This window comes from uncultured Campylobacter sp. (assembly GCF_937997535.1).
Classification (GTDB): Bacteria; Campylobacterota; Campylobacteria; order Campylobacterales; family Campylobacteraceae; genus Campylobacter_B.
The window spans coordinates 1-26,479 of record NZ_CALKTT010000083.1; the positions used below are offsets into that span (position 1 = coordinate 1).

Here is a 26,479-nt window from a genome sequence, read left to right on the forward strand (position 1 = left end):
GGTAAAACAAGAGGTGGTGCTATCAATGCAGGGTTTGAGATTATGTTTTAAATTTTAAGGGGCAAGGTACTTTCCTTGCCTCCTCTGTCACACTATCATAAAACTGATTAGAATTTATATTTAAAGACTAACACATAAAATATAACGTAGGCCCTTGAAATTTTAAAATTCTAGCCTCTCCTCCGCTCGCGCCGCTGTATTTGCTTTTAAGCTCAAAAATTATATCATTGCGCCAAATTTTTCAAAGCGAGCCGTTTAAAATTTAATGCAAAATTTATCAAAAAATCTAATGCGAAATCTACCTGCGCTGGCCCTATTTTCAGGTATTTTGTGTGCCGATAGCTTTATCACCGACGAGGAGTACGGCGCGATGCTGTATAAAAACCCCCGCGGCATCGGCTGCGACAAGTGCCACGGCGAGAGGGGCGAGGGCTCGCTGATCGCGACGTATAAAGAATTTAACCGCACCTCGGGCGCCTACTACGAGCGCGCCCTAAACGCGCCGCCGATCAATAATCTCTCGCTTCAGGAGCTCGCCGACGGGATCAGCAGCTCGCGCGACGTGATGCCAAGCTACTTCCTGACGCAAAACGAGATCATCATCATCTACAAATATATAAAATCGATAAATCAACCCAAAAAGAAGGAGAAAAAATGAATAATCATGACGAATTTTTAGCAGCACAAAAACTTATCCCGGGCGGTGTCGATTCGCCTGTGCGAGCATTCGGCAACGTCGGCAGCGAGCCTTTTATGGTGGATCGCGGCGAGGGCTCGTACATCTACGACGTCGAGGGCAAAAAATATCTCGACTTCGTGCAGAGCTGGGGTCCGCTAATCTTCGGCCACGCCGACGCGGACATTGAGCGCGCCGTCGTGCAGACCGCCAAAAAAGGGTTAAGCTTCGGCGCATCCAGCCCGCTTGAGACGCAGCTTGCCTCGCTCGTGCTAAAAAATTTCGATTTTCTAGATAAGATCCGCTTTACCAACAGCGGCACCGAAGCCACGATGAGCGCAATCCGTCTTGCGCGCGCCTTTAGCGGACGGGATAAAATTTTAAAATTTGAGGGCTGCTACCACGGTCACAGCGATAGCCTGCTCGTCAAAGCGGGCAGCGGCGCAAGCACCTTCGGTAATGCAAGCAGCGCGGGCGTGCCACAGGATGTCGCGAAAAACACCTACCTAGCCAGATACAACGACATTCAAAGCGTAAAGGACGTCCTAGCGCAAAACGATATCGGCACTATCATCATCGAGCCTATTGCGGGGAATATGGGCTTGGTGCCGGCTGATCCAGAATTTTTAACCGAGCTTCGCGCGCTGTGCGACGAGAAAAAGATCGTGCTGATAATCGACGAGGTAATGAGCGGCTTTCGTGCTAGCGAGCTAGGCAGCTACGGCATCTACGGCGTCCGCGGCGATCTGGTAACATTCGGCAAGGTCATCGGCGGCGGCATGAGCGTAGCGGCGTTTGCGGGTAAGCGCGAAATCATGGATATGATAAGCCCGCTAGGAGCGGTGTATCAAGCGGGCACGCTAAGCGGGAACCCCGTCGCAATGGCTGCGGGCATCGCCAGCCTAAGTAAAATTTACGCTAGCGGCGGCCTTTACGAAAGGCTCGGTGAGCTGGCGCGCAGGCTCACAGACGGGCTTTGCGCCATAGCGCAGCGCCGCGGCATCGCGCTGCAAACCGCCTGCGTAGGCTCGATGTTCGGCTACTTTTTTGCAGACGAAGAGGTGCGCGACTATGATGGCGCCCTGCGAGCAGACACCACGCGCTTTGCGAAATTCCACGGCGAGATGATTAAGCGCGGCGTATTTTTGGCGCCTAGTCAGTTTGAGACGGGCTTTATCTGCTCCACGATGAATGAAGCGCAGATCGACTTTGCGCTAAACGCCGCGGATGAAGCGATGGCGGCGCTTTGAGGGCTACGTTTTAAAATTTTACGGATTTTAGATGAGAGTAACGAAAAATTTAAACAAAATCGTAAGGGGCGCCTGCGACATCAGTCTAGGCATCTCGATCGTCGTAGCGATCGGCATCGGCGTAGCGATCGGGCTTGGGCTGCGGCACCTCACGGGCTCGCTGCTTTTATTATGGCTTGGCATCGCTATCGGCATCGCAGCGGCGTTTCTGAACGTTTACCGCGCGTGCAAGGCGCTAAATTCGAGCTTAAAAGAGCTTGAAAACGATCCGAAATACAAGGCGGATCCGAAAAATTTCGACGACGATGATGAATGGGATGAGCGGGATTGAATAGGCGGTTTTTGCTCATATACTGCACGCTAAACGCGGCATTTGCCCTGCTTGGGCTAGCGCTTTGCGGCGGCGGGTTTTTCGGCACAGGCTCTTTCGGCGTGCGGGCACTTGCGTGGCTTCTTAGCTTGGAGGCCGGATTTTTAGGCGCATTCGGCGCGGTATATTTTTCGTTTCGCGCTTACCGCAACAAAATAGAAGATGAACTCAGAGCCGGCAAATACGATGAAATTTTACGGCAAAGCTCCAAAAATTCCGCCGGTTTTATAAGCGGCGAAACTTCCGCCTGCGATATAAATTCCGCAAGCTGCGGCAGCAAAAACCAAGGCAGCATAGGCGGCGGCGATAAAATTTTATATAGCAAAATTTGCGACGGCGAAATTTTAAAGAGAGAAAGCTTTAGCGATCTAAATTTAGGCGCCGAAATTTTAAACACTCAAAATTCCGAAAGCGCCGTAAATTTCACGAGCGGCGATAGCTGCGTCGAAAACGATGACAACTACGCCCTGCACGACGAAACCGCCGCTGAGTGTGCCGCAAACTCTGCCGCTGATATAAATTTTACTCGCAGCTCAAATTTAGACGCCGAGTACGGCAGAGCTTCCGCTGGCGAGTGCAACGTAAATTCTACGAAGAGCGACGACAAAACCTCCGCTTGCGACGCGACCGCTTTAGGGCACGCCGCCGATAAATTTAATATGAATGGCAGCGTGACTTGCAGCGACTTACACGGCGGCATAAGCGAGAAAACTAGCGATAGTTCGCAAGGCGGCATAGACGAGCGTTGTGATGACTTGAAAAATTTAGCGAGCAGCGATCTGGGCGGCGGCGTAGATAGCGGCGGCTGGAGTGACGATGCAGATCGCAGCAATCATAGCGATGGCACAGATAGCGGCGACCTAGGCGGCGGCGCAGATCGCAGCAATCATAGCGATAGCGCAGATAGCGGCAATCGTGGCGGCGATGTAGATAGCGGCCAGCTGGACGACGGTATGAGCGATTTTGGGGGCGGGATTGCCGCCGCTCGCGACGGATCAAAGGATGACTTCAAAGGCGCGGACGATTTTGAGGGCGAGCTTGAGCGGAGCGAGGTGCGGAGCAATTTTGCGGGGGCGTTTTTCTCTCCGTTTAAAATTTTGTCTTACGCGGCGCTCGTGGCGGCGATCTACCTGCTTGCCAAGCTCTCTTTGCTAAACCCGCTAGCGATTATCTTGGGCGTTACGATCATTCCTCTGGGCACGATGATCGTTGCCTTCGCTGACAAAGACGCACGCTAAACTAAAACGGCGCGAGCAGGACGCTTTAAATTTTAAAATTTAGCTTCAGCGGGATTGAGCGCAGATCGGCGCAGGATAAAATCGCGGCGATGCCTGCCACTGCGAGCTGCACTACGGACGCCGCGCGTTTCGGCACGCATCCGGGCGGGCTAAATTTATAAAATTCGCGGCGCACATCTTTGAACTTCTGCGTAAATTTAAACCGCTCATTGCAAGCCGTAGAAATTTTACCGGCATCTCTCGCGTAATTCTAAAACTAAATTTAACCGCCGCGAATTGCAATTCAGCGCGAAATCCTTATCTATATTTAATTAAATTTTAGCTACTATTACGCAAAATTTGAGGAAAAATTATGAATTATGATACCTTGAAAAAAATCTTTTTTCTATTCGATCCCGAAACCGCTCACAAGATCGCAGAATTCGGACTTCGCGCGCTCTATGCGACTCCGGGCGGGCTTGAGGCTTTGGCAAAATTCGGCGCTTATAAAGATGAAATTTTAACTCAAAATATATGGGATCTCAGCTTTGATAACCCCGTAGGTATCGCGGGCGGCTTTGACAAAAACGCCACAATGATCGCGCCGCTGGCCGCTCTTGGCTTCGGACACATCGATTTTGGCACCTTTACGCCGCGCCCTCAAAGCGGCAACGAAAAGCCGCGACTTTTTCGCCTCGTTAGCGAGCAGAGCATCCAAAACGCGATGGGCTTTAACAACGAAGGAGCCGATATTATCGAGCATCGCGTGCGAAAAATTTATCCTTTTGTAATCCCGATCGCCGCAAATATCGGCAAAAACAAAGCGACCCCGAACGAGGACGCGCTAAGCGATTACGAAGCCTTGGGGCGTAAATTTAACGGGCTGTGCGATTTTTTCATCATCAACGTAAGCTCGCCGAACACCCCGAATCTGCGCGCTTTGCAAGAAAACAGCTTCATAAGCGAGCTGATCGGGGCGATGAAAAAGATCACGAACAGACCGCTCGTCTTAAAGCTGGCACCCGATATGAGCGCGGATCAGGCGATCGCGCTGTGCGAGTGCGCGGTGCAAAGCGGCGCAAGCGGCATCATCATAAACAACACGAGCGTTGATTATTCGCTAAGCCCCAATGCTAGGGACTTCGGCGGCCTAAGCGGCAGGCTGATCACCGAAAAATCGCGCGAGCTTTTCGCGCAGGTCGCTCGCGAGCTCTTCGGCCGCACTATCCTAATCAGCTGCGGCGGCATAGACAGCGCGCAGGAGGCCTACGAGCGCATCAAATCGGGCGCGAGCCTGGTTCAAATTTTTACCGCCTTTATCTTCAAAGGCCCGTTCGTCGCAAAATCGATCAACGAGGGGCTCGCGGAGCTTCTACGCGCAGACGGCTTTAATAGCGTCGGCGAGGCGGTCGGGGCAAATTTAAAAGATCGCGCGGGCGAAGGATACGGCGCCAGAGGCGATCGAGTCGAAAGTCGCGACAACGGCGCGGATTTGCGCGCTTGCGAAGACAAAGAGGCGGATAAAATTTCAAGCGCACCTGAAGGCGAGGAAACTAGCGAAATTTCAAACGCACCCGAGAGCAGAGATGCGGATGAAATTCCAAACGACGGCAAAAGCGAAATATCGAGCGCCCAAGCCGATAAAATTCCCGCCGTTCAAACAAACTCAAGCTCCGAAGCGGACGAAAATTCCGACGCTTCGGCAAATTTAAACGCCTTGGTAAACGCAGATACCGCGACGGATCAAAGATCAATCGAGCAAAGCAGTGCAGAGAGCGAAAATTCAGAGATTAAAAGTAGCGCGAATAACAAAAATTCCGAGGTTAAAAATACAAAACGAAGCAGCGCAAAAAGTAAAAATTTAGAAGCTAAAAGCATAAAGCAAAGCGGCGCGGATCGAAAGTCGGATAAAATTTCAAAAGGCGCGTCTAAAGGCGGCACAGAGCAAAAGCAAAGTCAAATTTCAAAAGTCGACGCAAGCTCCAAGCGCGGTAAAATTTCAAAGGATGCCTCGCAGAATGACGCTTCGCAGAAAGATGACGCACAGAATGGCGCCTTGCATAAGGACGCCGCGCAGGATAATATCTCACAGAAGGACGCTACGCAAAAAGACACCGCACAAAAAGATACTGCGCAGTATGATGACGCCTCGCAGAAGGACGTCGCGCAGGATAACAGCGCCTCGCAGCAAAATGGCGCCGAAGCAAAAAATATCTCGAAAAGCGACGCAAAGAGCGAGAATTTAGAGGTCAAAAACGCGAAACAAAGTGTCGCGGCAAGCAAAACCGCCAAAACAAAAACCGCATCTAAAAATAAAGCCGCGACCAAAGTCGCGTCAAAAAACGACATAGAAAGTAAAAATTCTAAAACTAAAACCGCGCCAAAAAATAGCGCGGAAAGCAAAAGCTCCAAGAGCAAAAACGTAAAGCAAAGCAGCGCAAAAACTAAAAATGCCGAGGCTAAAGAGGCCAAAGAAGCGAGCGGTACCCAAAACGCAGAGCAAAACTCAAGCAAAAAACGAAAGGCGAAAAAAGATTAATGTTTCCGAAATTTAAGAAAATCACGCTGCAAAACGGGCTTCAAATTTATCACATTCCGATGAATAAAGGCAGCGGCGTCATCAGCGTGGACGTGTTTTACAACGTCGGCTCGCGCGACGAGGTGATGGGCAAAAGCGGCATCGCGCACATGCTGGAGCATCTAAATTTTAAATCCACAAAAAATCGCAAGGCGGGCGAGTTTGACGCAATCGTAAAGGGATTTGGCGGCGTAAATAACGCAAGCACGGGCTTTGATTATACGCACTACTTCATCAAGTGCGCGAGCTCAAATTTAGAGGTCTGCTTGGATCTTTACGCCGACATAATGCAAAATTTAAGTCTCAAAGACAAAGAATTTCAGCCCGAGCGCAAGGTCGTGCTCGAGGAGCGGCTGTGGCGCACCGATAACGATCCGTTCGGATATCTATTTTTCAGGCTCTATAACGCCGCGTTTTTGTACCATCCGTATCACTGGACGCCGATCGGCTTTCGCAAGGATATCGAAAACTGGAGTATCAAAGATATCAAAGAATTTCACGCTAAATTTTATCAGCCGCAAAACGCCGTGCTGCTGATCACCGGCGACATCGGCGAAAAGGCTGCGTTTGATGCGGCTAAAAAATACTTCGCGCCGGTAAAAAACAAAAGCGAAATTCCGCGCCTTCACTGCACCGAGCCCGCGCAAGACGGCGAGAAGCTTAGCGTTATTTACAAAAACAGCGAGGCGCAGATCGTTGCAGTCGCCTTTAAAATTCCGCCGTTTAACCATCCTGACGCCGCGGCGATCAAAGCGATGGATATATATCTTAGCAGCGGCAAGAGCTCGCTTTTACAGCGCGTGCTGGTCGATGAGAAAAAGCTCGCCAATCAGATCAACATCTACGATATGAGCGGTAAGGATGAGAATTTATTTATAGTCTTTGCCGTTTGCAACCAGGGCGTAAGCGGCGAGGCGCTAAGAGATGAAATTTTGGCGCTGATCGAAAAAGCCAAAAAAGCTAAAATAAGCGACGACGATATGCTAAAGATCAAAAACACCCTAAGCAGCGATCTGATCTACTCCCTCGACAGCGCTAGTAAGGTAGCGCAGATGTACGGCAGCTACATCGTCCGCGGCGATCTGGACGCGCTATTTAGGCTGGAGCGCGATATAAAAAGCCTAGATAAAAACGCGGTTAAAAAAGCGATGAAAACCTATCTAAGCCTTAAAAGCTCCACGAGCATTATCTTACGAAAGGAAAACGATGAATAAAAATGTCATAATCGGCTCTATGACGGCGCTGATCACGCCTTTTAAAGAGGGCAAATTAGACGAGCAGACCTACGCTAAGCTCATCAAAAGACAGATCGCAAACGGCATAAGCGCGGTTGTGCCAGTAGGCACCACGGGCGAGAGCGCGACGCTGACGCACGACGAGCACCGCGTCTGTATCGAGATCGCCGTAGATGCGTGCAAGGGCACGGACGTCAAGGTGCTAGCGGGCGCGGGCAGCAACGCAACTCACGAAGCGATCGGGCTCGCGCAGTTTGCGCAGGCTCACGGCGCGGACGGAATTTTATCCGTAGCGCCCTACTACAATAAACCCACCCAAAAGGGACTCTATCTGCACTACAAGGCGATCGCAAGCTCGGTAGATCTGCCGGTGCTACTATATAACGTCCCGGGACGCACCGGCTGCGACATCGCCGCAGATACGATCATCAAGCTTTTTAACGACTGCGAGAACATCTACGGCGTCAAAGAAGCAAGCGGCAGCATCGATAAATGCGTCGATCTACTCGCGCACGAGCCGCGCCTTAGCGTGCTTAGCGGCGAGGATGCGATCAATTATCCGATACTAAGTAACGGCGGTAAGGGCGTGATCTCCGTTACGGCAAATTTACTGCCCGATTACACGGCAAAGCTTGTGAAATTTGCGTTGCAAAATGAGTTTTTAAAAGCCAAGCAGATCAACGACGATCTCTACGCGATCAATAAAATTTTATTCTGCGAGAGCAATCCGATCCCTATCAAAGCGGCGATGTATATTGCAGGCCTAACGCCGAGTTTAGAGTACCGCTTGCCGCTTTGCGAGCCGAGCACGGAAAACCTCAAAAAAATAGAAAACGTAATGAAACAATACACTATCAAAGGATTTTAATTGACGAACGAATTTAAAGGAAAGACGCTAGTTATCAGCGGCGGCACGAGAGGTATAGGCAGGGCGATCGTTTTGGAATTCGCAGCTGCGGGAGCAAATATCGCTTTTACGTATAATTCCAATGAGGAGCTAGCGACTTCACAAGCAGCCGATCTTGAGAAGGCTTACGGCATCAAGGCGCGCGCTTATGCGCTAAATATCTTAGAGCCAGAGACCTACAAGGAGCTCTTTGCCAAGATCGACGAGGATTTTGCGCGAGTGGATTTTTTCATCTCAAACGCCATCATCTCCGGTCGCGCAGTCGCGGGCGGATACACGAAATTTATGAGGCTAAAGCCGCGCGGCATCAATAATATCTTTACCGCGACCGTAAATGCCTTCGTCGTGGGTGCGCAAGAAGCGGCAAAGCGCATGGAAGCGGTAGGCGGCGGCTCGATCATATCGCTTAGCTCCACGGGAAATTTAGTCTATATCGAAAACTACGCGGGTCACGGCACGGCGAAAGCCGCGGTTGAGGCGATGGCACGCTACGCCGCAACCGAACTCGGCGAGAAAAACATCCGCGTAAACGTAGTAAGCGGCGGACCGATCGAGACGGACGCGCTGCGGGCCTTTACGAACTACGAAGAGGTGCGCGATAAAACCGCCGAACTTAGCCCGCTAGGACGCATGGGACAGCCGGAGGATCTGGCGGGAGCATGTTTATTTCTATGCTCGAGCAAGGCTAGCTGGGTGACGGGACACACCTTCATCGTCGACGGCGGAACGACCTTTAAATAATGCTAAATTTACCCAATATTTTAGCGAGCTTTCGCGTTGCGCTGGCGCCGCTGTTTTTCTGGCTGATCTTACTAGCCGGCCATGCAAACGGCGGCATGGTGGGCTCGGTGCACGTAAGCTGGATTGATTATTTTGCCGCGCTAGTCTTCGTCATCGCCTCCGTCACGGACTTTTTCGATGGGTACATCGCGCGCTCTTGGAACCAGAAGACCAAGCTAGGCGCCATCATCGATCCGCTCGCTGATAAGATGCTGACGCTTGCGGGCTTTTTGGGGCTTATGTTTATCGGGCGCGCTAGCCCGTGGGCGATCTATCTGATCCTAATCCGAGAGTTTTTCATCACTGGGCTTCGCGTGGCGATGGCGGGCGACGGCGTAGAGGTCGCCGCGTCTATGGCGGGCAAGGTAAAAACGGTCTTTCAGATGATCGCTATCGGCTGGCTCACGATGCAGTGGCCCTATGCAAACGCCCTGCTCTGGATCGCGGTCGCACTGACGCTATATTCGGGCTTTGAGTACGTCGCAGCGTATGCTAAGGCGACGAAAAAGAGTTAAATTTTAGAATTTAGACTAGATATGGCTTTCGTAGTTGAAGAAAAAATCGGCGAAGAAAATGCAAGAAAGTATAATCTCCATAAAGTTCAAAAAGATATTAGAAATAAAATTTCTAAAAATCGATTGCCATTCAGATGTTATCCTGAGATTTCTATAGAATTAAGCTGGCGCATAGATAGAGAGCTTGGTGCCTGGCTTATAAACTACGGGAGCTTTAGCGGCTTTTGGGATCATTGCGATTTAGATTTTAACGCGTACAGATTGTATTATCAAGGTAAAATGTTTGATGCAGTCATTACTTACGGTGCTTGGTTTGGCGATTTTAGGATGATAAATGGACAGAAGCGACGTATCCATAAACTCTATGCGCTAGAACCGAGAAGTAGCGGCAAGCTCAGTCAAAGCGATATTTTTAAAATTTTACAAGACGCCCTTAACGCCGAAAATGAAAATGTTTTGCTAATAGATGCACTGGATTACAACATTGATTATGTAGGTAGATTTTTGATTGATGGATACCGCTTTGAGGATAACCTAGAGCAAATCATAAATCCATTTAGAAATCAACACGGTCTAGCTAGCTTAAGCCGAGATGAGATAGATGGTCTGTGGTGTATCTCAAAGGAGCTAAACGAGATTTTTCTTATAAAAGTGGGCTCGGCTGGCAGTAATGATCTTTTTACGCTTACCCATTACAATCACGGTTATTACGAATACCACGCAAATATAGTGCTAAAGCAAATTTCCAACAAAACCGTAGATGAAGTAAATGAAATCAGTTATAAGATAAAGAAAATAGAAATTTTAGGCGATCGCAGCGCCGCGCCGACGCAAGGCAAAATAAAACGACTAATACGCAAAATGTTTAGATCCACTTGCGAAAGCGGATTAAAGGGCTTTAGTCCAAATTTAATAGATGAAAAATTTAAACTAAGCTTGATCTCGCAACCATTCGAAGTTAAATCAGAATTTTTTGCCAAACTAAAACAATGGATTGCGAAGCTACAAAACCTCATCGCAAGACGCTAGAACTCGCGCTTAAGTGGGTTTTAGCGATAGAATTTCGGCATAAAATTCCACTTTTAACGGTGACATTGAATTTTGAAATTTCACGTTCAAATTTTACCGATAAAATTCTATAGATGCTTGATCTATGCACGCACGGCGGCGTGCTAAGCCTATAAAATTTGAAAGATAAAATCCGCTGCGCAAAATTTTACGGCGTAAAATTTCGTTTAAACCGCCACACAAAATTTCAGGACGGCGCGGCAGTATTTTAAAACACGACGAAATTTCGAAGCACAACAAAATTTTAGAGCATGACGACTTGTCAAAACATAATGAAATTTCAAAGCATAGCGGCATTTCAAAGCACAAACCCCGCACGGCGAAATTTTATAATCCGCTCCGCAAAATTTCGCGGTAAAATTTCGCTTTTAAAATTTTAAATTCCTCACGCCCTCCATCCGCCCGCGCGCCCTTAATTTAGCCAAATTTATAGCCTGAAACGGCGGCGGGCTAAGCTCAAAGCTAACCAAGTTTAAAAAAAGCGAGCCAAGGCTTTAAACGGCAATCTAAGCTTAAAATTTGCAAAATAATAGTAAGCTTAGCCCATTTTTTACAAAGGTTTGAAATTTGAAAAGCATAATTTTAACGCTAGCGATCCTGGCGGTCGGATTTTATTTTTACTCGATAAATTTTATGGTCACGGTGCTGGCGATCAGCTTCCTCATCTTTTTCCACGAGCTGGGGCATTTTTTGGCGGCGCGGGCGCTGGGCGTGGGGGTGAACGTCTTTAGCGTGGGCTTCGGCGAGAAGGTCTTTACCAAGCGTATCGGCGCGACGCAGTACGCCATCAGCGCGATCCCGCTGGGGGGCTACGTGAGCCTTAAGGGGCAGGAGGATTTGGATCCCGCCGCAGTAAGCGCGGACCCCGATAGCTACAACTCCAAAGGCCCGATCGCGCGCATAATCATACTTTTTGCGGGGCCGTTTTTTAACCTGCTGCTTGCGTTTTTGATCTACATCGCGCTGGGCTACATCGGCGTTGAAAAGCTCGCGCCCAAGGTCGGTAAAATTTCGCCAAATTCCGCCGCGGCAAGCGCAGGGCTAATGCTAAACGATGAAATTTTATCAATTGACGGCAAGCAGATCCGCGAGTGGGACGATATCTCAAAACAAGTAACCGCCGCACCTCTAAGCTTAGAAATCATGCGCGGCGGCGAGCGGCTGAGCCTGCAGCTCACGCCGAAGCTCGGCGAGAAAAAAACCATCTGGCGCGAGAGCATCAGAGTGCCGCTCATCGGCATTTCGCCCGATTACAACGCTACCGTGACGCTGTATCACAAGGGCGCAAGCTCGCTTAGCTTCGCGTGGGATCAGACGGTGGAGGCATCAAAGCTCATCTTGGTAGGTCTAGAAAGGCTCGCCAGCGGCGTCGTTTCGCCCAAGGAGATGGGCGGTATCGTCGCCATTACAGACATCACCTCAAAGGCGGTCGATTACGGCGCGGCGGTCTTGCTCGCGCTCGTGGCGCTAATATCGGTAAATTTAGGGCTTATCAACCTCTTTCCTATCCCCGCGCTCGACGGCGGGCACATCGCGTTTAATCTTTTTGAGCTCATCTTCCGCCGCCCGGTGCCAAAGCGGGTATTCGTGAGTGCCAGCTACGTAGGCATGGGGATTTTAGCGCTTTTGATGATATTTACGGTGCTGAATGATTTCGCTAGAATTTTGGGATTTTACAAATGAGGCTGGATGAAATTTTAAAGCGCATTGAGGCTGCGAAAGCAGGCGCGGGCGAAGTGCAGCTCGTCGCGGTAAGCAAAAACGTAGGCACGGATGAGGTGCGCGAGCTATATTCGCAAGGACAGATCGCGTTTGGAGAAAACAGAGTGCAGGAGCTAAAGCGCAAAAGCGAGGCCTTGCGCGAACTACCGCTAAAGTGGCACTTCATCGGCACGCTACAAAGCAACAAGATCAATCAGCTCATCGCTCTGCGCCCGACGCTGTGGCAGAGCTGTAACAGTTGCGAGCTCGCGCTTGCCGTGAATAAGCGGCTAACTTATCCGCTAGATACGCTACTGGAGATCAACGCCGCGGGCGAGAGCTCCAAAACTGGGCTCGATAAAAACCGCGCGGTGGAGGAGTTTTTGCGCATCAAGCAGGAGTGCAAAAATCTAAATTTAATCGGCGTGATGAGTATCGGCGCGCACGTGAGCGAGCCCGCGCAGATCGCGCGAAGCTTCGAGGCGACGCGTGAGATCTTCGATGCGCTCGTGCCGCACGGCGCGCGGATCTGCTCGATGGGGATGAGCGATGATTTTGAGCTCGCGATCAAATGCGGCTCGAACATGATCCGCCTGGGTAGAATTTTATACGCCTAAGTGCCGAAAGACGGGCTTTATCGCGCGAGCAAATTTATACCGCTTTTATTATACGGCGCGCTTGATTTGTCGCGCGAGCTAAATTCGGCGCGTAACTTGAAATTTAGCGCAATGCTTAATTTTACGTGCTACTTAAATTTAGCGCGTTATTGAAATTTTACGCAGCGCAACAACACGACATCAAATTTTAAACTTCAATAAAAATTTATTCGCGACTACGCAAATTCTAAAGACGCGGCGATATAAAATTCTAAGCGCGATCCGTATAAAGACGGAATTTTAAAAGATGAAATTTCAAAGTAGCAGCAGCTGGCATACGTCGCGCGCACGCTCGTGCAGGGAGCGAAAGTGATCTTTATGGACGAGCCTACCAATGGGCTGGACTTCGGCAATCAGATCAAGCTACTCGAGATGATAAAAGCTCTAGGCGACGAGGGCTACACCTTCGTGCAGACGACGCACTACCCGCGGCATGCGAAGTTCGTTTCAAGCTTGACGCTGTTTATAAAAGACGGCGAAATTTTAGCTTTCGGGCGCAGCGAGCAGCTCATAAACGCCGAAAATATCTATAAAATTTACAGCATCAACTACGAAAGATATAAGGATAGATTATAAATTTTACAGGCGCATAGCGCCGTTAAATTTAGCCGAATTGGGGTAAAATTGCGCGCATTATATGGTTTTCGGCGGCAAGACGGCGCGTCGATAAAACGCCAAGCTTGCGAATCGCGACTTTGGCAATGCAAGCAGCAAACCGAATTGCTAGCGAGCAAAACGTCTAAATTTAAACGATAAATTTAAAAGGAAAATCATGACTCCGCGCGAGATATTTTTAAACGGCTGCAATGAGATCGCGGCAAATTTTGCGTACTTCAAGCCCACGCAAAAGGGGCAAAAACTAACGAAGCTTGCAAGCGACAAGGAGATTTTATTTGAAATTTATTTTGGCTCCAGCATGCGCAATTACTCCGGCAGCGTGAGCATCCTGCCGCAGATCGCGATCTACTGCAAGCGCCTAAAAAAGCTAATGCAAGAGGAGCTGTCCTACTCAACCGATCTTGTTTTCGTATCGCAGCTGGGCTATCTCACGCCGCGCAAACAGTTTCGCGACTGGCAGCTCGCGGGCGCCAGCTTTGAGCCCAGCGTTCGCGAGATTAGCGCGGCTATCAAGGACTACGCGCTGCCTATTTTTGAGCTTTTTGAGGACAAACAAAAGGCGGTAGAGTTTATGATGCAGCATGGGGCTAAATTTAACAAAAATCTAAGCGCTTTCGATCTGCGTCCGATCTACTTTGTATATTATTTCGGCGGCAAGGACGCGACGGAGGCGTTTTTCAACATCTGCCTAAGCGATTGCACCTACAAAGGGCGATTTTATAAGCTTTACGAGGAGCTTGCAAACGGCGCGGAGGCGGATTTTAGCAGAAGCTCGTTTTGGGGCGATACGGAGGCGAAATTTGCATTTTTAAAAGGACTTAGAATTTTAAATGGCTGAAGCTTTAATTCAAATTTTAATCGTAATTTTTAGCGTCTTGCTTCTGGGCGGGATTGTTTGGACGCTTTTTTGGCGCAACCCTCGCAAGCTTAGCTCGCGCGAGCTTGCCGCGATAGATGGGATAAGCGAAGCAAGTGCGGTAAAAAGGCTTTCCGTGCGGCAGTTTTTGTTCTGGCTGGAGCGATTTTTTATCTCGTGCGAGGGCCTTTGGTTTGATCAGGATTTTATCTACGTTTTTGATGGACAGAAGCTCGCGGCGAGGTATAAATTTGAGCAAATTTTAGCGCTTGAAGTCACAAAAATACGGATAAATCATGCTAGGATTTGGCGGATCCGCTTTGCTGGCGGCGCGAGCGAGCTTGAACGCGGCAGCGCGAACAAGCCCGAGCAAGACGGTGCGAGCGAGTATAAATTTGTGCCCGCCGCTTCGATTTTTACGCCGAGCTTTAAAGAATTTTTGCAAATTTTACGCGAGAAAAACCGAGGAGCGATCAAGACGGAGTCTAGATTTTGGGAGAGCGTTTAGCGAGGCAGAATTTTACAAAGCGAATTTGCAAAAAATATAGAAAAGGCGCGGAGCCTTCGAGCGCGATCGTCGTAAAGGGCGGCAAAAGCTACGCGCGAAATCGCAAGAGGCGATAATAAATAAGGGGGAAAAATGAAACGCTGAAGCAAGCTTGCAAAACAACTTTACGAGCTCGTGGATGAAAGCATTGATTTTAAGCTCCACTGCACGGTTTATAGGATGCAAAGCAGGCGCGGCAGCACGGATTTGCCGCGATATTTTATCACGCTTGCGAGCGAGATTATTTTTGATTATCCGAAGGATTTCGTGCTAAAAAGCGGCGGCGTAAAAAGCCTAGTAGGGGGCGCTCTAACGAAAATTTATCCGTATGGTAACGACATAAGCGACATCGGCGAGCTTATTCGCGAATATATCGACACGCCCAAAGAGGAGCTGTTCGCAAAGCACTTTGGTGCCGATGAATGGGGGCTTGCAAATATCCTAAAGGCTGCCGACAAACGCATCGGCAAAAAGAGGCTGCAAATTTTAGCCAAAAACAAGAAAAATCAAGCGATGCAGAAGGTGATAGCGGCTAGATTGGGAGCTTTGCAATAAATCCACAGCGGCGATTTAAATGCGGAGCGAACAAGCGCGGACGACAAACTAAAAATTTTGATTTATGCACGGACTTTCTAAAATTTAACTGCGATCGTTGGTAAAAATTTAAAGAATTTAGAGCAGATAAAATACGCAGAGGTGGGCTTGCCTTAGTATTTCTCGCCGGGCGGTTTGAAATTTCAGGCAGGTTTGGGGCGGCGCATAAATTTACGTTAAAATTTAACGAAAACCGGTGCGATCTGCTCGCTAAATTTTAGAAAGGATAGTTATGATTTTAGCTTCAAACTACGATGAGATCGACTTTGATGCGCTTTATAAGGCGCAAAAAGCAAAAAGCTCATTCGGCAAAAACTGGCCGAGCATTGGGACAAAAAGGCGCCGAGCTTCAACGAGGGCGTGATGAAAAGCACCTACGCGCGCGAGTTTATAGACAAGGTCGATTTTACGGGCGTCTCCACGCTGCTTGATTTCGCGTGCGGCGCAGGCGCGCTAAGCGTGCTGGCGGCGGAAAAGGTGGATCAAATTTACGGCTACGATTTTTCGTCCAAAATGCCGGAATTCGCCCGCGAGAATGCTCAAATTTACGGCGCAAAAAACGCAAAATTTGCGCAAAAAGCCTTCGAGGACGACTGGTCGGACGTGCCCGCGTGCGACGTGGTTTTTGCCTCGCGCTGCCTTGAGGTGGATGATCTAAAAACCGCGCTTAAAAAGCTTCTTTCAAAGACCAAAAAGGCGCTTTACATCACGTTTAAGGTGGGCGGCAGCTTCGTGGACGGGGATATTTTGGATGCGATAGGGCGCGAAGTGGAGCAAAGGCCCGACTTCGTCTATCTTTTAAACATCCTGTTTCAAATGGGCTATCTGCCGAGCCTCAGCTACATTAAAGCCCAATGCCACGGCGGCGGAGCGAAAAGTGCGGAGGAGTTTGTGCAAAAGACGCGCTGGATGCTTGGCGGCGAGCTAAGCGAAACAGAGGAGGCGCGACTAGCGGAGTATTTTAACAGCGGCAAATACGAGCCAAAGCGGGATTTTATGCACTGGGCGTTCGTGCGGGTGGATAAAACAGATGAGCTTTAGCTTGGTTGCCTTATTTTATGAATGAAGCAGGATAAATTTTGAAGCTAAATTTAGCTAGAAATGAAGCGTAAATTTAGCCTGCTAAAAATTTTATCGATAAAATTGCAGGAGCCGGTAAGTATTCATTTTTAAAAATTTAATGCAAAATCGGGATTGCTTGTCCGCTAAAAAAGAAGCAAGCCAAAAAGCTCGCTTCATTAAATTTAAAACGCTACGGAGTAAAAAAGCAAAATTTGAGCTAAAATAACCGATAAAGGCGGTAAAAACGCAAAAAGACAAAATCCCCGCGGACATCAGCCAAATTCCGCAAGAAATTTTAAAAAGCTACGATAGATTTCGCTTTTGTAGATATCTGTTTTTCGGGACGCTTTTGACCTTCCTGATTTATATCGTCGTGTTTCTTACGTTTGTAAATGATGCGCCCATAATGTCGTTTTTATGCATGCTCGCACTATCTGCGATAAATATACTCGTCTGCCTAAACAGGCTGAAGTATAAAAAATACGCCCTGCTTTTATTTAGCGATGCAGATAAGGCCTTTATGCTTATATGGATACATGTGGCTGCGATATTTTACGTCCTTTATGCTTTAATCGGATTTTATTTACAGATAAAATATCACATAGACTGGGATACACGTCAGATTATACCCGCTATTTTTATCGCTATTCCGGTGGCGATAATAACATATAACGCAAATCCGGAATTTGACGCCGATGAGACCGTGTATTTACCGGCACCAAAATCGCAGACAAAAATTAGCGGAGCGGTCGCTGATAAAATTTCCGGCGAGCAAAATTTTAACAAAACAAACGGCAAGGCGCAAGGCGCCCAAGATGAAGCCGCTAAATTTGAGCAAAAATTTAATGACGCGAGCCTTGAAACAGAATCTATCCAAAGCAAAGAGGAAGCGCTAGAGTACGGCAAAGCTCTAGCACAAATTGCAAAAAATTTAAAGCAAAAATATCAACTTCACCGTTTGATCAGATTTGCTTTCGTGAGTTTTGCGACAACGGTTTTTTTGATTTTATTTTTACCAAATTCGTACGAATTACACTGGGCGTTTATAGTTAGCGCCGTTTGCACGATTATATTTTTCTTTTCAAAACGCAAATACAGCAAACTTTTCGTAGAAAATCCCGAAAAAAGCAATACGATTTTCGCGATAGAAAATTTTGCGATTGTGACATTAGTTTTGTATTATCCCATTATGGCTATAGCGTTATGGCTTGCCGGCGGCGGTAGTGAATCTAACGATATAGGGCTATTTTTTGGCTTATTTTATCTTCTAGCAGTGACGCCTGTGTCCGTTATTACTACCCTTGTTTGCCTAGCACGCAACTTAAGCGTTTATAAAGAGATAAAAGAGTGAAATTAGTAAAATTTAAACGAATTTTTAAATAACTTTATCGCGCGAATATACTTCATCAGCTCCTTGTCGGAGTATCCTTTTGCTATGGAATGACAGCTTAAATTTAGAATTTAAATCAATCCAAAGCAGCACTTTGCGTCTTTAAAATTTGCAAGTCAGCTATTATAAATATATCTATTATCTGCGTTCATTAAAACGCTTCAAATTAGCTGAGTATAGAAGTAAGAATAATAAAGAGCGTGGATAATTTTAGGCATAGCAAATGCGTTTAAATTTGATCTTAAACGCTCAAGGCTACTGCGTTAGCTTGCATTTCAGCGCCTCTTGTAAAAGCGCATTGGCTACTACTCTCTCCTTTTTTACGAATATAAAATTTTCGCCGTATTCGCTCTGCAACTCGCTTTGCGGATCGGCGCCCGTATGCATCACTATGATATTTGCTTTTAAATTAGAGCCGTTTAGCATCTTAGCGACGATGTCTAGCTTTTGTTGATTTGCAATCGTTAGGATGATGACCGACGCATCGCGCGCATGCAGCTCGTCGATCGCGGTTTTTTGCATTATATTTACAAAGTATATGTTCTCTCCGCGCGATTTGCCCAGATCCACAAGCTCTAAATCACTCTCGGCGACTACGTATAGCAGCCCCTGATCTTTAAGGCGTAGCACAACTTCTTGCCCTATCCTGCCGTAGCCTGCTACAATGATGTGATTTTTCATCGGCGGGATTTGAGTTTTATGCTCCTCATCCTCGAGCTTTTCAACTTTAGACTCGAAACGGTTGGCGATTTTGTTTAAATTTTTAAGAATAAACGGCGTTAAAATCATCGTCGCGGTTACGACTGTAATTAAAATTTGCCCGTTTTCCTTACTTAGCATATCGCGGCTCATCAACAGCGAAAAGATCGCAAGCGCAAACTCACCTATCTGGCATAGCGACAGCGCCGCTTTTAGCGCTATTCTTTTACCAGTAGAGAGAAATAAGATCGCATAAATCACAACCGTTTTAAGCGCCATTATAACGATAATAGCGAGCAGGATCAGCCCATAGTGCGAGACGATGACTTCAAAATTTATCTGCATGCCAATCGTGATGAAAAAAAGCCCCAGCAGTATGTCTCGAAACGGCGTCAGATCGGCCTCTATCTCGTGTTTATACTCGGTTTCTGCGATGAGCATGCCCGCGATGAATGCGCCCAGCGTGTACGAAAAGCCAAAAACATGCGCCAAAAAGCTAGCCCCCACGACGGTAAAAAGGATGGTCGCGATGAAAATTTCTTTAGAATTTGTCCTTACGACGTAGTAGAGGAAGCGGTTAAAAGCGAATTTACCGAGCACGAAAAGGATCACTACCACTATGGCGGCGCTTACGGCGGTTTTTAAGATTAGATAGTTCACGGGGGTATTGTCGGTCGAGCCGAAGATGTCGATCATCAGCAAGATCGGGATGACGGCGAGATCTTGAAAGAGCAGGATCCCAAGCACTTTGCGCCCATAGTTTTGGTTGATTTCGCCTGTTTCGTTGAGCGTTTTTAGCACGATCGCCGTAGAGCTAAGCGCGAGCGCAAGCCCGATAATCATCACGGTTTTTATGTTTCCGCCGAAAGCTTGATCGATGATGAGCGCTAGAATAATACCGGTGCCGAGTACTTGGAGTATGCCGTTAAAAAATACGTCCTTTTTCATGCTCATCAGGTGATGGAAGCTAAACTCAAGCCCGATGGTAAACATCAAAAAGACGATGCCGAATTCCGCCAGCTCGGACATATGGGCGTTTTCGACACTGCTTAAGCTATATATCTGCGAAAAGCACACGCCCGCGACGATATAGCCGATGATAGTGGGAATTTCAAAAATTTTAAAGACGATATTTAGCACTATCGCAAGCGCGGTGATCGCAAGAAATAGCTCTATAACAAGCTCCATTAACTCCCTTTTTTGTAAGATTATACGTAAAATTTAGCGCTAAATTTATTGTCAAATTTTACATTATCCGCGACCATTTACCGGAGGCGATAATCGATGAAATTTTATCTTTTCATATAAATTTACGGGTAAATTTTATAATGTGATTCTACTAAAATCCCGCTTAAAAATAGAGAAATTATGTCACACTTTATCGCTAAATTTAGAGGTTCGCGACAAAATTTTAAAATCTAACGCGGCTTGAAATTTTAAATTTTAAAGCTAAATTATATAAGACGGCTTTTAAATTTAATTGCAAGAAAATTCGCCCGGGTTTATTTAGTGCGACTTTAAATTTAACGCGTCCACAAATCCTCTCTGAAAATCAAAATTTATCGCTTGAATCTACGCTTAAGAGGCGATCTTGCTTTTTGATAGCATTAAAATTTCAGCTTATAGCGCCAGGATCCGATTTTTGCTGAGCTTTAAAATTTTTATTTCGCAAACTTTAATCTGTCTCTCCGCCAAGCTCTAAAATTCTAGCCCGCAGCTCCTCGATCTCGCGCTCATACTCGGCAATCCTTTCTTGCAGGCGAAAGATCACATCCACGCCCGCAAGATTGACGCCAAGCTCCTTTGTAAGGTTTAAAATCATGCGTATGCGGTCCATATCATGTGCCGAGTACAGGCGCATCTTGCCCTCCGTGCGCCCCGGGCTTACGAGTCCTTCGCGCTCGTATTGCCGCAGCGTCTGCGGATGGATATCTAGGACCTTCGAAACTATCGATATGAGATAAACCGGCTCATCGTAATCATGCATTTTGATGCCTCCTTATAGCTTTTGTAGCGCGGCTTTGACGTCCTCGTCCAGCGAATCGACGTCGGGCAAAACGACATTTACCACCGCGTATAGATCGCCTAAAATTTTACTCTTGCGGTTTTGCACGCCGTAGCCTTTTAAGCGGTATTTCTGCCCGTTTTTGGTATTTTTTGCGACCTTTATCGTTGCGCTTTTGCTCGGCGTCGAAATTTCTACCTTTCCGCCAAACAGCGCCGTTTTTAAAGGAACGTCGATTTTTTTGAAAAGATCGTCGCCTTCGCGCGTGTACTCGGCACTTGGCGCGATTTTTATCTCTAAAATTAGATCGCCGCTTTGAGCACCTGATTTTTGTCCCTTGCCCCTTATGCGCAGCTTCTCGCCCGCATTTATACCCGCGGGTACTTTAAATTTAACCGTCTCCCCGCCCACGCGCACGCTCATCTCGCCGCCTTGTATCGCGGTCTCAAAAGGAATTTCAATCGAGCTGTGCGTATCTAGGCTCTGTGTGCCGCCAAATCCGCCGCCGAAACTGCTGCCGCTAAAGCCACTAAAACCCTCGCCACCACCGAAAGAGCTGAAACTAAATCCGCCACGTGAGCCTGCGCTTTTTGCGCCGAAGGAGCCGCCGAAAATGCTGTTTAGGATGTCGTTTAGATCGCCCATGTTTGCCGAACCCTGCGCGAAATCGTGGAAATTCTGTCCGCCGAACATCTCGTCGCCGTGGCGGTCATACTGCGCCCGCTTTTTCTCGTCGCTTAAAATTTCATACGCGGCGTTGATCTCTTTAAATTTATCTTCCGCTCCAGGCTCTTTATTGATATCCGGGTGATACTTGCGAGCTAGCCTGCGGTAAGCTTTTTTAATCTCCTCGGCGCTTGCTGATTTATCCACGCCTAAGGTTTCGTATAAACTGCTTGTGCTTGCCATTTTAATCCTTAAAATCTTAAAATTTATGTAGATTATATCATAAAACTTTAGTGAGTGTCAATCAAGTTTGCTAAATTCTATTTATAAATTTTAATTTTGCGTTAAGAATATATTAGCGGACAAAATTTATAATTCCGCCAAAATTTTATTATCACAAAGGATATAAAAATGAAAAAATCGATCATCATATCGATAGCTTTAGCAGGTGCGCTTTTTGGCGCTAATATAGACATTAAAGAAGCTCCAAGCAATTATGAGCGCGTAAATCCGGGCTTTGATAAAGATGTCGTGCTCTCATATCACAGCTCCGTTGCGGACGTAAAAAAATCCGTCGTCAATATTGCAACTAAAACCAAGATCAAAGCAGGCAACAGCCCGATGTCACAGATGTTTGACGATCCGTTTTTTAAGCAATTTTTCGACTTTGACATTCCACAGCAGCAGGAGCGCGAGGGAAGCTCGCTAGGCTCTGGCGTCATCATCTCCGAAGACGGCTATATTGTCACAAATAATCACGTAATAGAAAACGCTGACGAGATCGTAGTTACGCTATTAGAAGGCGATAAGGAATATAAAGCCAAGGTAATCGGCACCGACCCTAAAACCGACCTTGCGATCATCAAAATCGACGAAAAAAATCTCTCTGCGGTTAAATTTGCCGACTCGTCCAAGGCTATGGAGGGCGATATCGTCTTTGCTATCGGAAATCCTTTCGGCGTGGGCGGCACCATCACTCAAGGCATAATCTCGGCGCTAAATAAAAACAATATCGGGCTAAATCAATATGAAAATTTCATCCAAACCGACGCTTCGATCAATCCGGGCAACTCAGGCGGCGCGCTAGTGGATAGTCGCGGCGCGCTTTTGGGGATAAATTCCGCCATTTTAAGTCGCGGCGGCGGAAATAACGGCGTAGGCTTTGCGATCCCTTCAAATATGGTAAAAGAGATCGCTGAAAAGCTCATCACAAACGGCAAGATCGAGCGTGGCTTTATAGGCGTTACGATCTCAGATATGTCTAAAGATCAAAAAGAGCTCTATGAAAGCAAAGAGGGCGCGCTAATCTCAAGCGTCGAAAAAGACATGCCTGCCGATAAAGCAGGCATCAAGCGCGGCGATTTGATTACCAAAATAAACGGCAAATCTATCAAAAACGCCAACGAGCTAAAAAATTTAATCGGCTCAATGGCTCCAGGAAGCTCAGTGGATGTAGAATTTGAGCGCGACGGCAAAAGCAAGAGCACGACTATCAAGCTAGACGCGATGAAATCCGACTCCACCACCTTAGGCTCAGCCGGCGAGGACTCAAAAAGCGCAATAGAGGGGCTAAAGCTAAGGACGTTAAATGACAGCTTGCGCCGCAAATATAACCTCGACGACGATGTCTCGGGTGCCCTCGTCTTAAGCGTCAAAGATGGCTCAAAAGCCGATGATTACGGCTTTGAGGTAGGCGACGTGATCATCCAAGTCGGTCAAAACGATGTCAAAAGCACAGACGACTTCGATCGATACATCAAAGATTACAAGGGCAAGAAAACCCTAGTTTGGGTTATCAGACGCGGAATTCCGCAAGGTCTTGTAATCCGCTAAGCTTGGCCCACCAGGCTTTAGCGGCGAGTAACGCGAAAGCGTTAAAATTTAACCGCGGCGAGCCCAGGACAAAGCATTAGCGGAACATTGCGAGTAAGCCAGCAGATCTTTTGAGGTTTTGGACTTTTTGACAAGCGGAATTCCTAGCTTTCGAGCGTAAGAGATACATAAACTATAAAAATGGGCTTTTGGCGAGCATTAAAATGCTGCCGAAAGCCCTCTGCTATTTTAAAGCACCTCCGCCGAAAGCCCTTTGCCATTTCAAAATACCGCTGAAAGCCCAAATTTCGCTTGAAATTCTTAGAATTTTGCTTTTGTTTTCACTTATAATTTTTAAAATTTAACTCTCCGCGCCGCTACTTTATCGTTTTTATCGCCTCGCCTGGAACTTGCTTTAAAATTTTAATCTCTTTGCTAATGACATACCGCAAAAGTATGCACTTCTAGCCTGGACTTCAAATTTTAATCCCTCTCATATATATTGCTTCGCTTTAAATTCCACAAAATCCAAATTTATAAAATTTATGCCTTGCCCTATTTATCAATATCAGAAACTGCTGTCTTTTTATTCTAGCGCTTTTCTCGCAGCGTCGTTTCTTGGGGATCCCGCTGGCTAAATTTTAAGGTCGGAATTTTAAAATTCCATCATTTTGTAATCGTAATTTTTCGTTTAAGCTTCGATAACAAAAATAAGCTGAAATTTTACTTTATTATCGAAAACGTTGCATCGCAATACCCATTTTTTCGCATTAAGCTACCTTTCGTTAGAAATTGTATTAAATTTATTGTAAATAGGTATTTTTATAGTATAATGGATAGTTTTTATTTTTTACAAAGGATTATGGATTATGAAAGATATTAAAATACCGATTATTTCCGGTTTGAGTTTGGCGGCGTGCTTAGCCATTGCTCCTTCGCAAGCTTTAGCTGGTAATGGAATCATAACGGTAACTAAAAGCGACGGTACTCCAAGTCAATTATATAAATCATCCGGTGAAAATTACTCGGGCGGCTTTGAAAGTAAAGTAAATGCTCACGGACAAAACGATAATAATATCGTAACAATAAGAGGCGTTGCTTCGGGTGGCGTAAGCACTTGGAATCGCACGATTTATGGCGGAGGTAACGGCGATGGTACCAATTTGGGACAGGGTTTTTTATATGAGCAAGTTACCTCGGCAAATAACAATATACTTAATGTCAATAATGGCGCTACGGTAGCGATACTTGTGGGCGGCGAAGGAAAAGGCGCACAAAACAATACAGTAAATTTAGATAGCGCAGAAGTGCATTATGTCGTACTCGGCGGCAACGGCACATGGTATGGTAGAGCGAGCAATAGCGGAGACGCCATACACAATATCGTAAATGTTAGCGGCGCTACTAAGATATACTACAAGAATTTTAATAATTTTAACAGCACATCGCTAATGGGCGGTAGAGCGACCGGTACAAATCAAGCAAATAATAACGAAGTAAATATCAGCGGTACGCCTATTATCGTCGGTAGAGTCGCGGGCGCTGCGGTAGAAAACGGCGGCGCAGACGGTAATAAAGTAAATATTACCGGTGTTGTAAATTTAGTAAACGTAAATGGAGTAATAGCTGCAGAAAATAGCACCGCTGTTTTACAAAACAATGTCGTAACTATAGATAATAACGGCGCTAAAGTCACTGATGTTTTGGTCGCTAATGGTACAGGCGGCGGCATTACCGGAGGCGGCGGTAAGGCGACGGCTAAAAACAACCACGGTTGGTTGAAAAAAGGCGAGGTTGGAAATATCAACGGCGCATATATGGTTAGTAAAACCATTGCTAATCACTCTACGATTGAGGGCGGTAATGTAACTAATTACGCATATGGAAGCTATTATAGAAATAATGCCCATAATCTTGCTTCTAATAGCCAAGGTGATTATGTTACCATTAGCGGCGGTACTGTAGGCAAGGCAATTTATGGCGCTTTTACATATTATGGCGACATAGATGGAGCTCATGTGAATATGAGCGGCGGCAAGGTCACGGGTGCGAACTCAAGCAACGATGACGGCGTATACGGCGGACTTAGCTACGACGGCAAGGTTAATAATAGCTATTTGGAATTAACCGGTGGCCAAATAACCGGCGATGCAATCGGCGGAAGAAGCAACAATAAGGATGTCGCGAATAACTACGCAAAAATTAACGGTAACGCAAAAATAGGCGGAAGATTGATTGGCGGAGAGAGCCGCAGCGGAACGGTTACTAATAGTTATTTAGATCTGACTGGCGGCGAGATCGGTCAACAGGCCATAGGCGGCAAGAGTAAAACCGGCGCTTCAAATAATAAAGTAACCTCTACCGGCACGACTTTTAAAAAGAGCGTTACCGGCGGAGAAAGCTCTAACGGCGCCGTAACTGGCAGCAGAGTATTTTTGACTAACTCCAAAGTCGGCGAGAATATTTACGGCGGTAATGCCGCGGGCGGCAAAGCGGAAGACAACCACGTCAAGCTTAGAGGAAATAACGTCGTAACCGGTGAAATTTACGGCGGCACATCCACTACTAACGATGCTTCAAGAAATATCGTAGATATAGAAGACGGCGAAGTAGGCGGTACGATTTTCGGCGGAAGAGGCGTAAACTCATTTAACAATACCGTAAATTTAACCCGCACTCATGCCAAAAATCAAGTCAATGGCGGTGGCGTTAATACGAGCGGCGGTAGTGCCCACGATAATAAAGTAACCTTAGACGGCGCTAAAGTGGACGGCATCGTAAGCGGCGGTCAAGCCAATAGCGGAGATGCCGCAAAAAATATCGTAACGGCGCAAAATAACTCAAAAATAAATTCCGTTATCGGCGGTCAGTCTTCAAGCGGAGCCGCTAAATTAAATGAGGTGCATTTAAACGATAGCGCCGTGACGAAAGAAATTTACGGCGGATATAGCATAAGCAATAACGCAGAAGAAAATATCGTAAATTTAACGAATACTACCGCAAATGATGAAGTCTACGGCGGATTAAGTTCGCAAAAAGCTGCCGATAAAAATACCGTAAAATTAAACGGTGGCGAAGCCAAAAAGAACGTTTGGGGCGGACACGGTCGCACCGGTACTTCGCAAAACACCGTGACGATAGAGGGAGGCGCACAGGTAGCGGGCAGCGCACTGGGCGCAGAGGCGACGGTCGGCAGCGCAACCAATAACACCGTAAATGTCGATGACGGCCAAGTTACCGGCGACGTAAAAGGAGCAAAAGCTAGCGGCTCTGCAAC

The 26,479-nt window shown here is 47.0% G+C and carries 23 protein-coding genes and 1 pseudogene; 21 read left to right on the forward strand and 3 right to left on the reverse strand.

The genetic code is table 11. The features are described from left to right. The first annotated feature begins 289 nt into the window (after window positions 1-289). From Q0117_RS07840 to Q0117_RS07930, 19 genes and pseudogenes are all read left to right on the forward strand, one after another. Window positions 290-658, forward strand: coding sequence for a cytochrome C oxidase subunit III (locus Q0117_RS07840; protein ID WP_297924377.1), 369 nt, complete (start codon window positions 290-292; stop codon window positions 656-658). Further along, entirely contained in the window at window positions 655-1,926 is a 1,272-nt protein-coding gene (gene hemL, locus Q0117_RS07845) for a glutamate-1-semialdehyde 2,1-aminomutase (RefSeq protein WP_297924342.1), read from the forward strand. Before Q0117_RS07840 ends, hemL begins: the two co-directional genes overlap by 4 nt. A 31-nt stretch (window positions 1,927-1,957) precedes the next feature. Continuing rightward, window positions 1,958-2,257, forward strand: coding sequence for an AtpZ/AtpI family protein (locus Q0117_RS07850; RefSeq protein WP_297924344.1), 300 nt, complete (start codon window positions 1,958-1,960; stop codon window positions 2,255-2,257). Then, a complete protein-coding gene (locus Q0117_RS07855; RefSeq protein ID WP_297924346.1) occupies window positions 2,254-3,534 on the forward strand; it encodes a hypothetical protein in 1,281 nt (426 codons plus the stop codon). Before Q0117_RS07850 ends, Q0117_RS07855 begins: the two co-directional genes overlap by 4 nt. 352 nt (window positions 3,535-3,886) lie before the next feature. Further along, window positions 3,887-4,939, forward strand: a pseudogene (locus tag Q0117_RS07860) (quinone-dependent dihydroorotate dehydrogenase); the annotation flags it as partial. A 1,112-nt stretch (window positions 4,940-6,051) separates the two neighbouring features. Beyond that, the gene (locus tag Q0117_RS07865; RefSeq protein WP_297924348.1) at window positions 6,052-7,305 is read left to right on the forward strand and encodes a pitrilysin family protein; all 1,254 of its coding nucleotides are present in this window, start codon (window positions 6,052-6,054) and stop codon (window positions 7,303-7,305) included. After that, window positions 7,298-8,194, forward strand: a complete 897-nt coding sequence (gene dapA / locus Q0117_RS07870; RefSeq protein WP_297924349.1) for a 4-hydroxy-tetrahydrodipicolinate synthase — start codon at window positions 7,298-7,300, stop codon at window positions 8,192-8,194. The genes Q0117_RS07865 and dapA overlap by 8 nt, the downstream gene beginning before the upstream one ends. Continuing rightward, window positions 8,195-8,974 (forward strand): enoyl-ACP reductase, encoded by a 780-nt coding sequence (locus Q0117_RS07875; protein WP_291937459.1) that lies wholly within the window; start codon window positions 8,195-8,197, stop codon window positions 8,972-8,974. After that, complete coding sequence (pgsA, locus tag Q0117_RS07880; RefSeq protein WP_297924379.1) at window positions 8,971-9,528, forward strand: CDP-diacylglycerol--glycerol-3-phosphate 3-phosphatidyltransferase; 558 nt, start codon at window positions 8,971-8,973, stop codon at window positions 9,526-9,528. The genes Q0117_RS07875 and pgsA overlap by 4 nt, the downstream gene beginning before the upstream one ends. A gap of 21 nt (window positions 9,529-9,549) precedes the next feature. Further along, window positions 9,550-10,557 (forward strand): hypothetical protein, encoded by a 1,008-nt coding sequence (locus Q0117_RS07885; protein WP_297924351.1) that lies wholly within the window; start codon window positions 9,550-9,552, stop codon window positions 10,555-10,557. A gap of 606 nt (window positions 10,558-11,163) precedes the next feature. Next, window positions 11,164-12,279: an RIP metalloprotease RseP gene (gene rseP, locus Q0117_RS07890; RefSeq protein WP_297924353.1), complete on the forward strand. Its 1,116-nt coding sequence runs from the start codon at window positions 11,164-11,166 to the stop codon at window positions 12,277-12,279. Next, on the forward strand, window positions 12,276-12,914 hold the full coding sequence (locus Q0117_RS07895; RefSeq protein ID WP_297924355.1) for a YggS family pyridoxal phosphate-dependent enzyme: 639 nt from the start codon (window positions 12,276-12,278) through the stop codon (window positions 12,912-12,914). The genes rseP and Q0117_RS07895 overlap by 4 nt, the downstream gene beginning before the upstream one ends. A 348-nt stretch (window positions 12,915-13,262) precedes the next feature. Continuing rightward, window positions 13,263-13,529 carry an ABC transporter ATP-binding protein gene (locus Q0117_RS07900; protein ID WP_297924357.1) on the forward strand — a complete coding sequence of 89 codons (267 nt, stop codon included), beginning with the start codon at window positions 13,263-13,265 and terminating at the stop codon, window positions 13,527-13,529. 196 nt (window positions 13,530-13,725) lie between these two features. Beyond that, window positions 13,726-14,409 (forward strand): hypothetical protein, encoded by a 684-nt coding sequence (locus Q0117_RS07905; RefSeq protein ID WP_297924359.1) that lies wholly within the window; start codon window positions 13,726-13,728, stop codon window positions 14,407-14,409. Then, window positions 14,402-14,935, forward strand: a complete 534-nt coding sequence (locus tag Q0117_RS07910; protein ID WP_297924361.1) for a hypothetical protein — start codon at window positions 14,402-14,404, stop codon at window positions 14,933-14,935. The genes Q0117_RS07905 and Q0117_RS07910 overlap by 8 nt, the downstream gene beginning before the upstream one ends. 174 nt (window positions 14,936-15,109) lie before the next feature. Then, window positions 15,110-15,529, forward strand: a complete 420-nt coding sequence (locus tag Q0117_RS07915; RefSeq protein WP_297924363.1) for a hypothetical protein — start codon at window positions 15,110-15,112, stop codon at window positions 15,527-15,529. 271 nt (window positions 15,530-15,800) lie between these two features. Next, window positions 15,801-15,932, forward strand: coding sequence for a hypothetical protein (locus Q0117_RS07920; protein WP_297924365.1), 132 nt, complete (start codon window positions 15,801-15,803; stop codon window positions 15,930-15,932). Beyond that, the gene (locus Q0117_RS07925) at window positions 15,932-16,609 is read left to right on the forward strand and encodes a class I SAM-dependent methyltransferase (RefSeq protein WP_297924367.1); all 678 of its coding nucleotides are present in this window, start codon (window positions 15,932-15,934) and stop codon (window positions 16,607-16,609) included. The genes Q0117_RS07920 and Q0117_RS07925 overlap by 1 nt, the downstream gene beginning before the upstream one ends. Before the next feature lie 370 nt (window positions 16,610-16,979). Further along, window positions 16,980-17,981, forward strand: a complete 1,002-nt coding sequence (locus tag Q0117_RS07930; RefSeq protein WP_297924369.1) for a hypothetical protein — start codon at window positions 16,980-16,982, stop codon at window positions 17,979-17,981. A 294-nt stretch (window positions 17,982-18,275) separates the two neighbouring features. Here Q0117_RS07930 and Q0117_RS07935 read toward each other — a convergent pair whose 3' ends face one another. The 3 genes from Q0117_RS07935 to Q0117_RS07945 form a co-directional block, all read right to left on the reverse strand. Next, entirely contained in the window at window positions 18,276-19,907 is a 1,632-nt protein-coding gene (locus Q0117_RS07935) for a cation:proton antiporter (RefSeq protein WP_295152028.1), read from the reverse strand. Between the two features lie 487 nt (window positions 19,908-20,394). Continuing rightward, entirely contained in the window at window positions 20,395-20,706 is a 312-nt protein-coding gene (locus Q0117_RS07940) for a helix-turn-helix transcriptional regulator (protein ID WP_005870178.1), read from the reverse strand. Window positions 20,707-20,718: 12 nt separating this feature from the next. Continuing rightward, window positions 20,719-21,633 carry a DnaJ C-terminal domain-containing protein gene (locus Q0117_RS07945; protein ID WP_297924371.1) on the reverse strand — a complete coding sequence of 305 codons (915 nt, stop codon included), beginning with the start codon at window positions 21,631-21,633 and terminating at the stop codon, window positions 20,719-20,721. A 168-nt stretch (window positions 21,634-21,801) separates the two neighbouring features. On the opposite strand from Q0117_RS07945, the gene Q0117_RS07950 reads away from it, so the two are divergent. Together Q0117_RS07950 and Q0117_RS07955 are read left to right on the forward strand one after the other, a co-directional pair. Beyond that, window positions 21,802-23,223 (forward strand): Do family serine endopeptidase, encoded by a 1,422-nt coding sequence (locus tag Q0117_RS07950; RefSeq protein ID WP_297924373.1) that lies wholly within the window; start codon window positions 21,802-21,804, stop codon window positions 23,221-23,223. Window positions 23,224-24,071: 848 nt separating this feature from the next. Next, a partial coding sequence (locus Q0117_RS07955) for a hypothetical protein (protein WP_297924375.1) occupies window positions 24,072-26,479 on the forward strand: 2,408 nt, incomplete at its 3' end.

Bases quoted from the DNA above. Each gene is read 5' to 3' on its own strand.
- Q0117_RS07850 (WP_297924344.1), top strand. From the start codon at position 1,958: ATGAGAGTAACGAAAAATTTAAACAAAATCGTAAGGGGCGCCTGCGAC.
- Q0117_RS07840 (WP_297924377.1), top strand. From the start codon at position 290: ATGCGAAATCTACCTGCGCTGGCCCTATTTTCAGGTATTTTGTGTGCC.
- Q0117_RS07910 (WP_297924361.1), top strand. From the start codon at position 14,402: ATGGCTGAAGCTTTAATTCAAATTTTAATCGTAATTTTTAGCGTCTTG.
- Q0117_RS07950 (WP_297924373.1), top strand. From the start codon at position 21,802: ATGAAAAAATCGATCATCATATCGATAGCTTTAGCAGGTGCGCTTTTT.
- Q0117_RS07905 (WP_297924359.1), top strand. From the start codon at position 13,726: ATGACTCCGCGCGAGATATTTTTAAACGGCTGCAATGAGATCGCGGCA.
- hemL (WP_297924342.1), top strand. From the start codon at position 655: ATGAATAATCATGACGAATTTTTAGCAGCACAAAAACTTATCCCGGGC.
- Q0117_RS07940 (WP_005870178.1), bottom strand. From the start codon at position 20,706: ATGCATGATTACGATGAGCCGGTTTATCTCATATCGATAGTTTCGAAG.
- Q0117_RS07885 (WP_297924351.1), top strand. From the start codon at position 9,550: ATGGCTTTCGTAGTTGAAGAAAAAATCGGCGAAGAAAATGCAAGAAAG.
- Q0117_RS07865 (WP_297924348.1), top strand. From the start codon at position 6,052: ATGTTTCCGAAATTTAAGAAAATCACGCTGCAAAACGGGCTTCAAATT.
- Q0117_RS07920 (WP_297924365.1), top strand. From the start codon at position 15,801: ATGATTTTAGCTTCAAACTACGATGAGATCGACTTTGATGCGCTTTAT.
- Q0117_RS07925 (WP_297924367.1), top strand. From the start codon at position 15,932: ATGAAAAGCACCTACGCGCGCGAGTTTATAGACAAGGTCGATTTTACG.
- Q0117_RS07935 (WP_295152028.1), bottom strand. From the start codon at position 19,907: ATGGAGCTTGTTATAGAGCTATTTCTTGCGATCACCGCGCTTGCGATA.
- dapA (WP_297924349.1), top strand. From the start codon at position 7,298: ATGAATAAAAATGTCATAATCGGCTCTATGACGGCGCTGATCACGCCT.
- Q0117_RS07895 (WP_297924355.1), top strand. From the start codon at position 12,276: ATGAGGCTGGATGAAATTTTAAAGCGCATTGAGGCTGCGAAAGCAGGC.
- Q0117_RS07945 (WP_297924371.1), bottom strand. From the start codon at position 21,633: ATGGCAAGCACAAGCAGTTTATACGAAACCTTAGGCGTGGATAAATCA.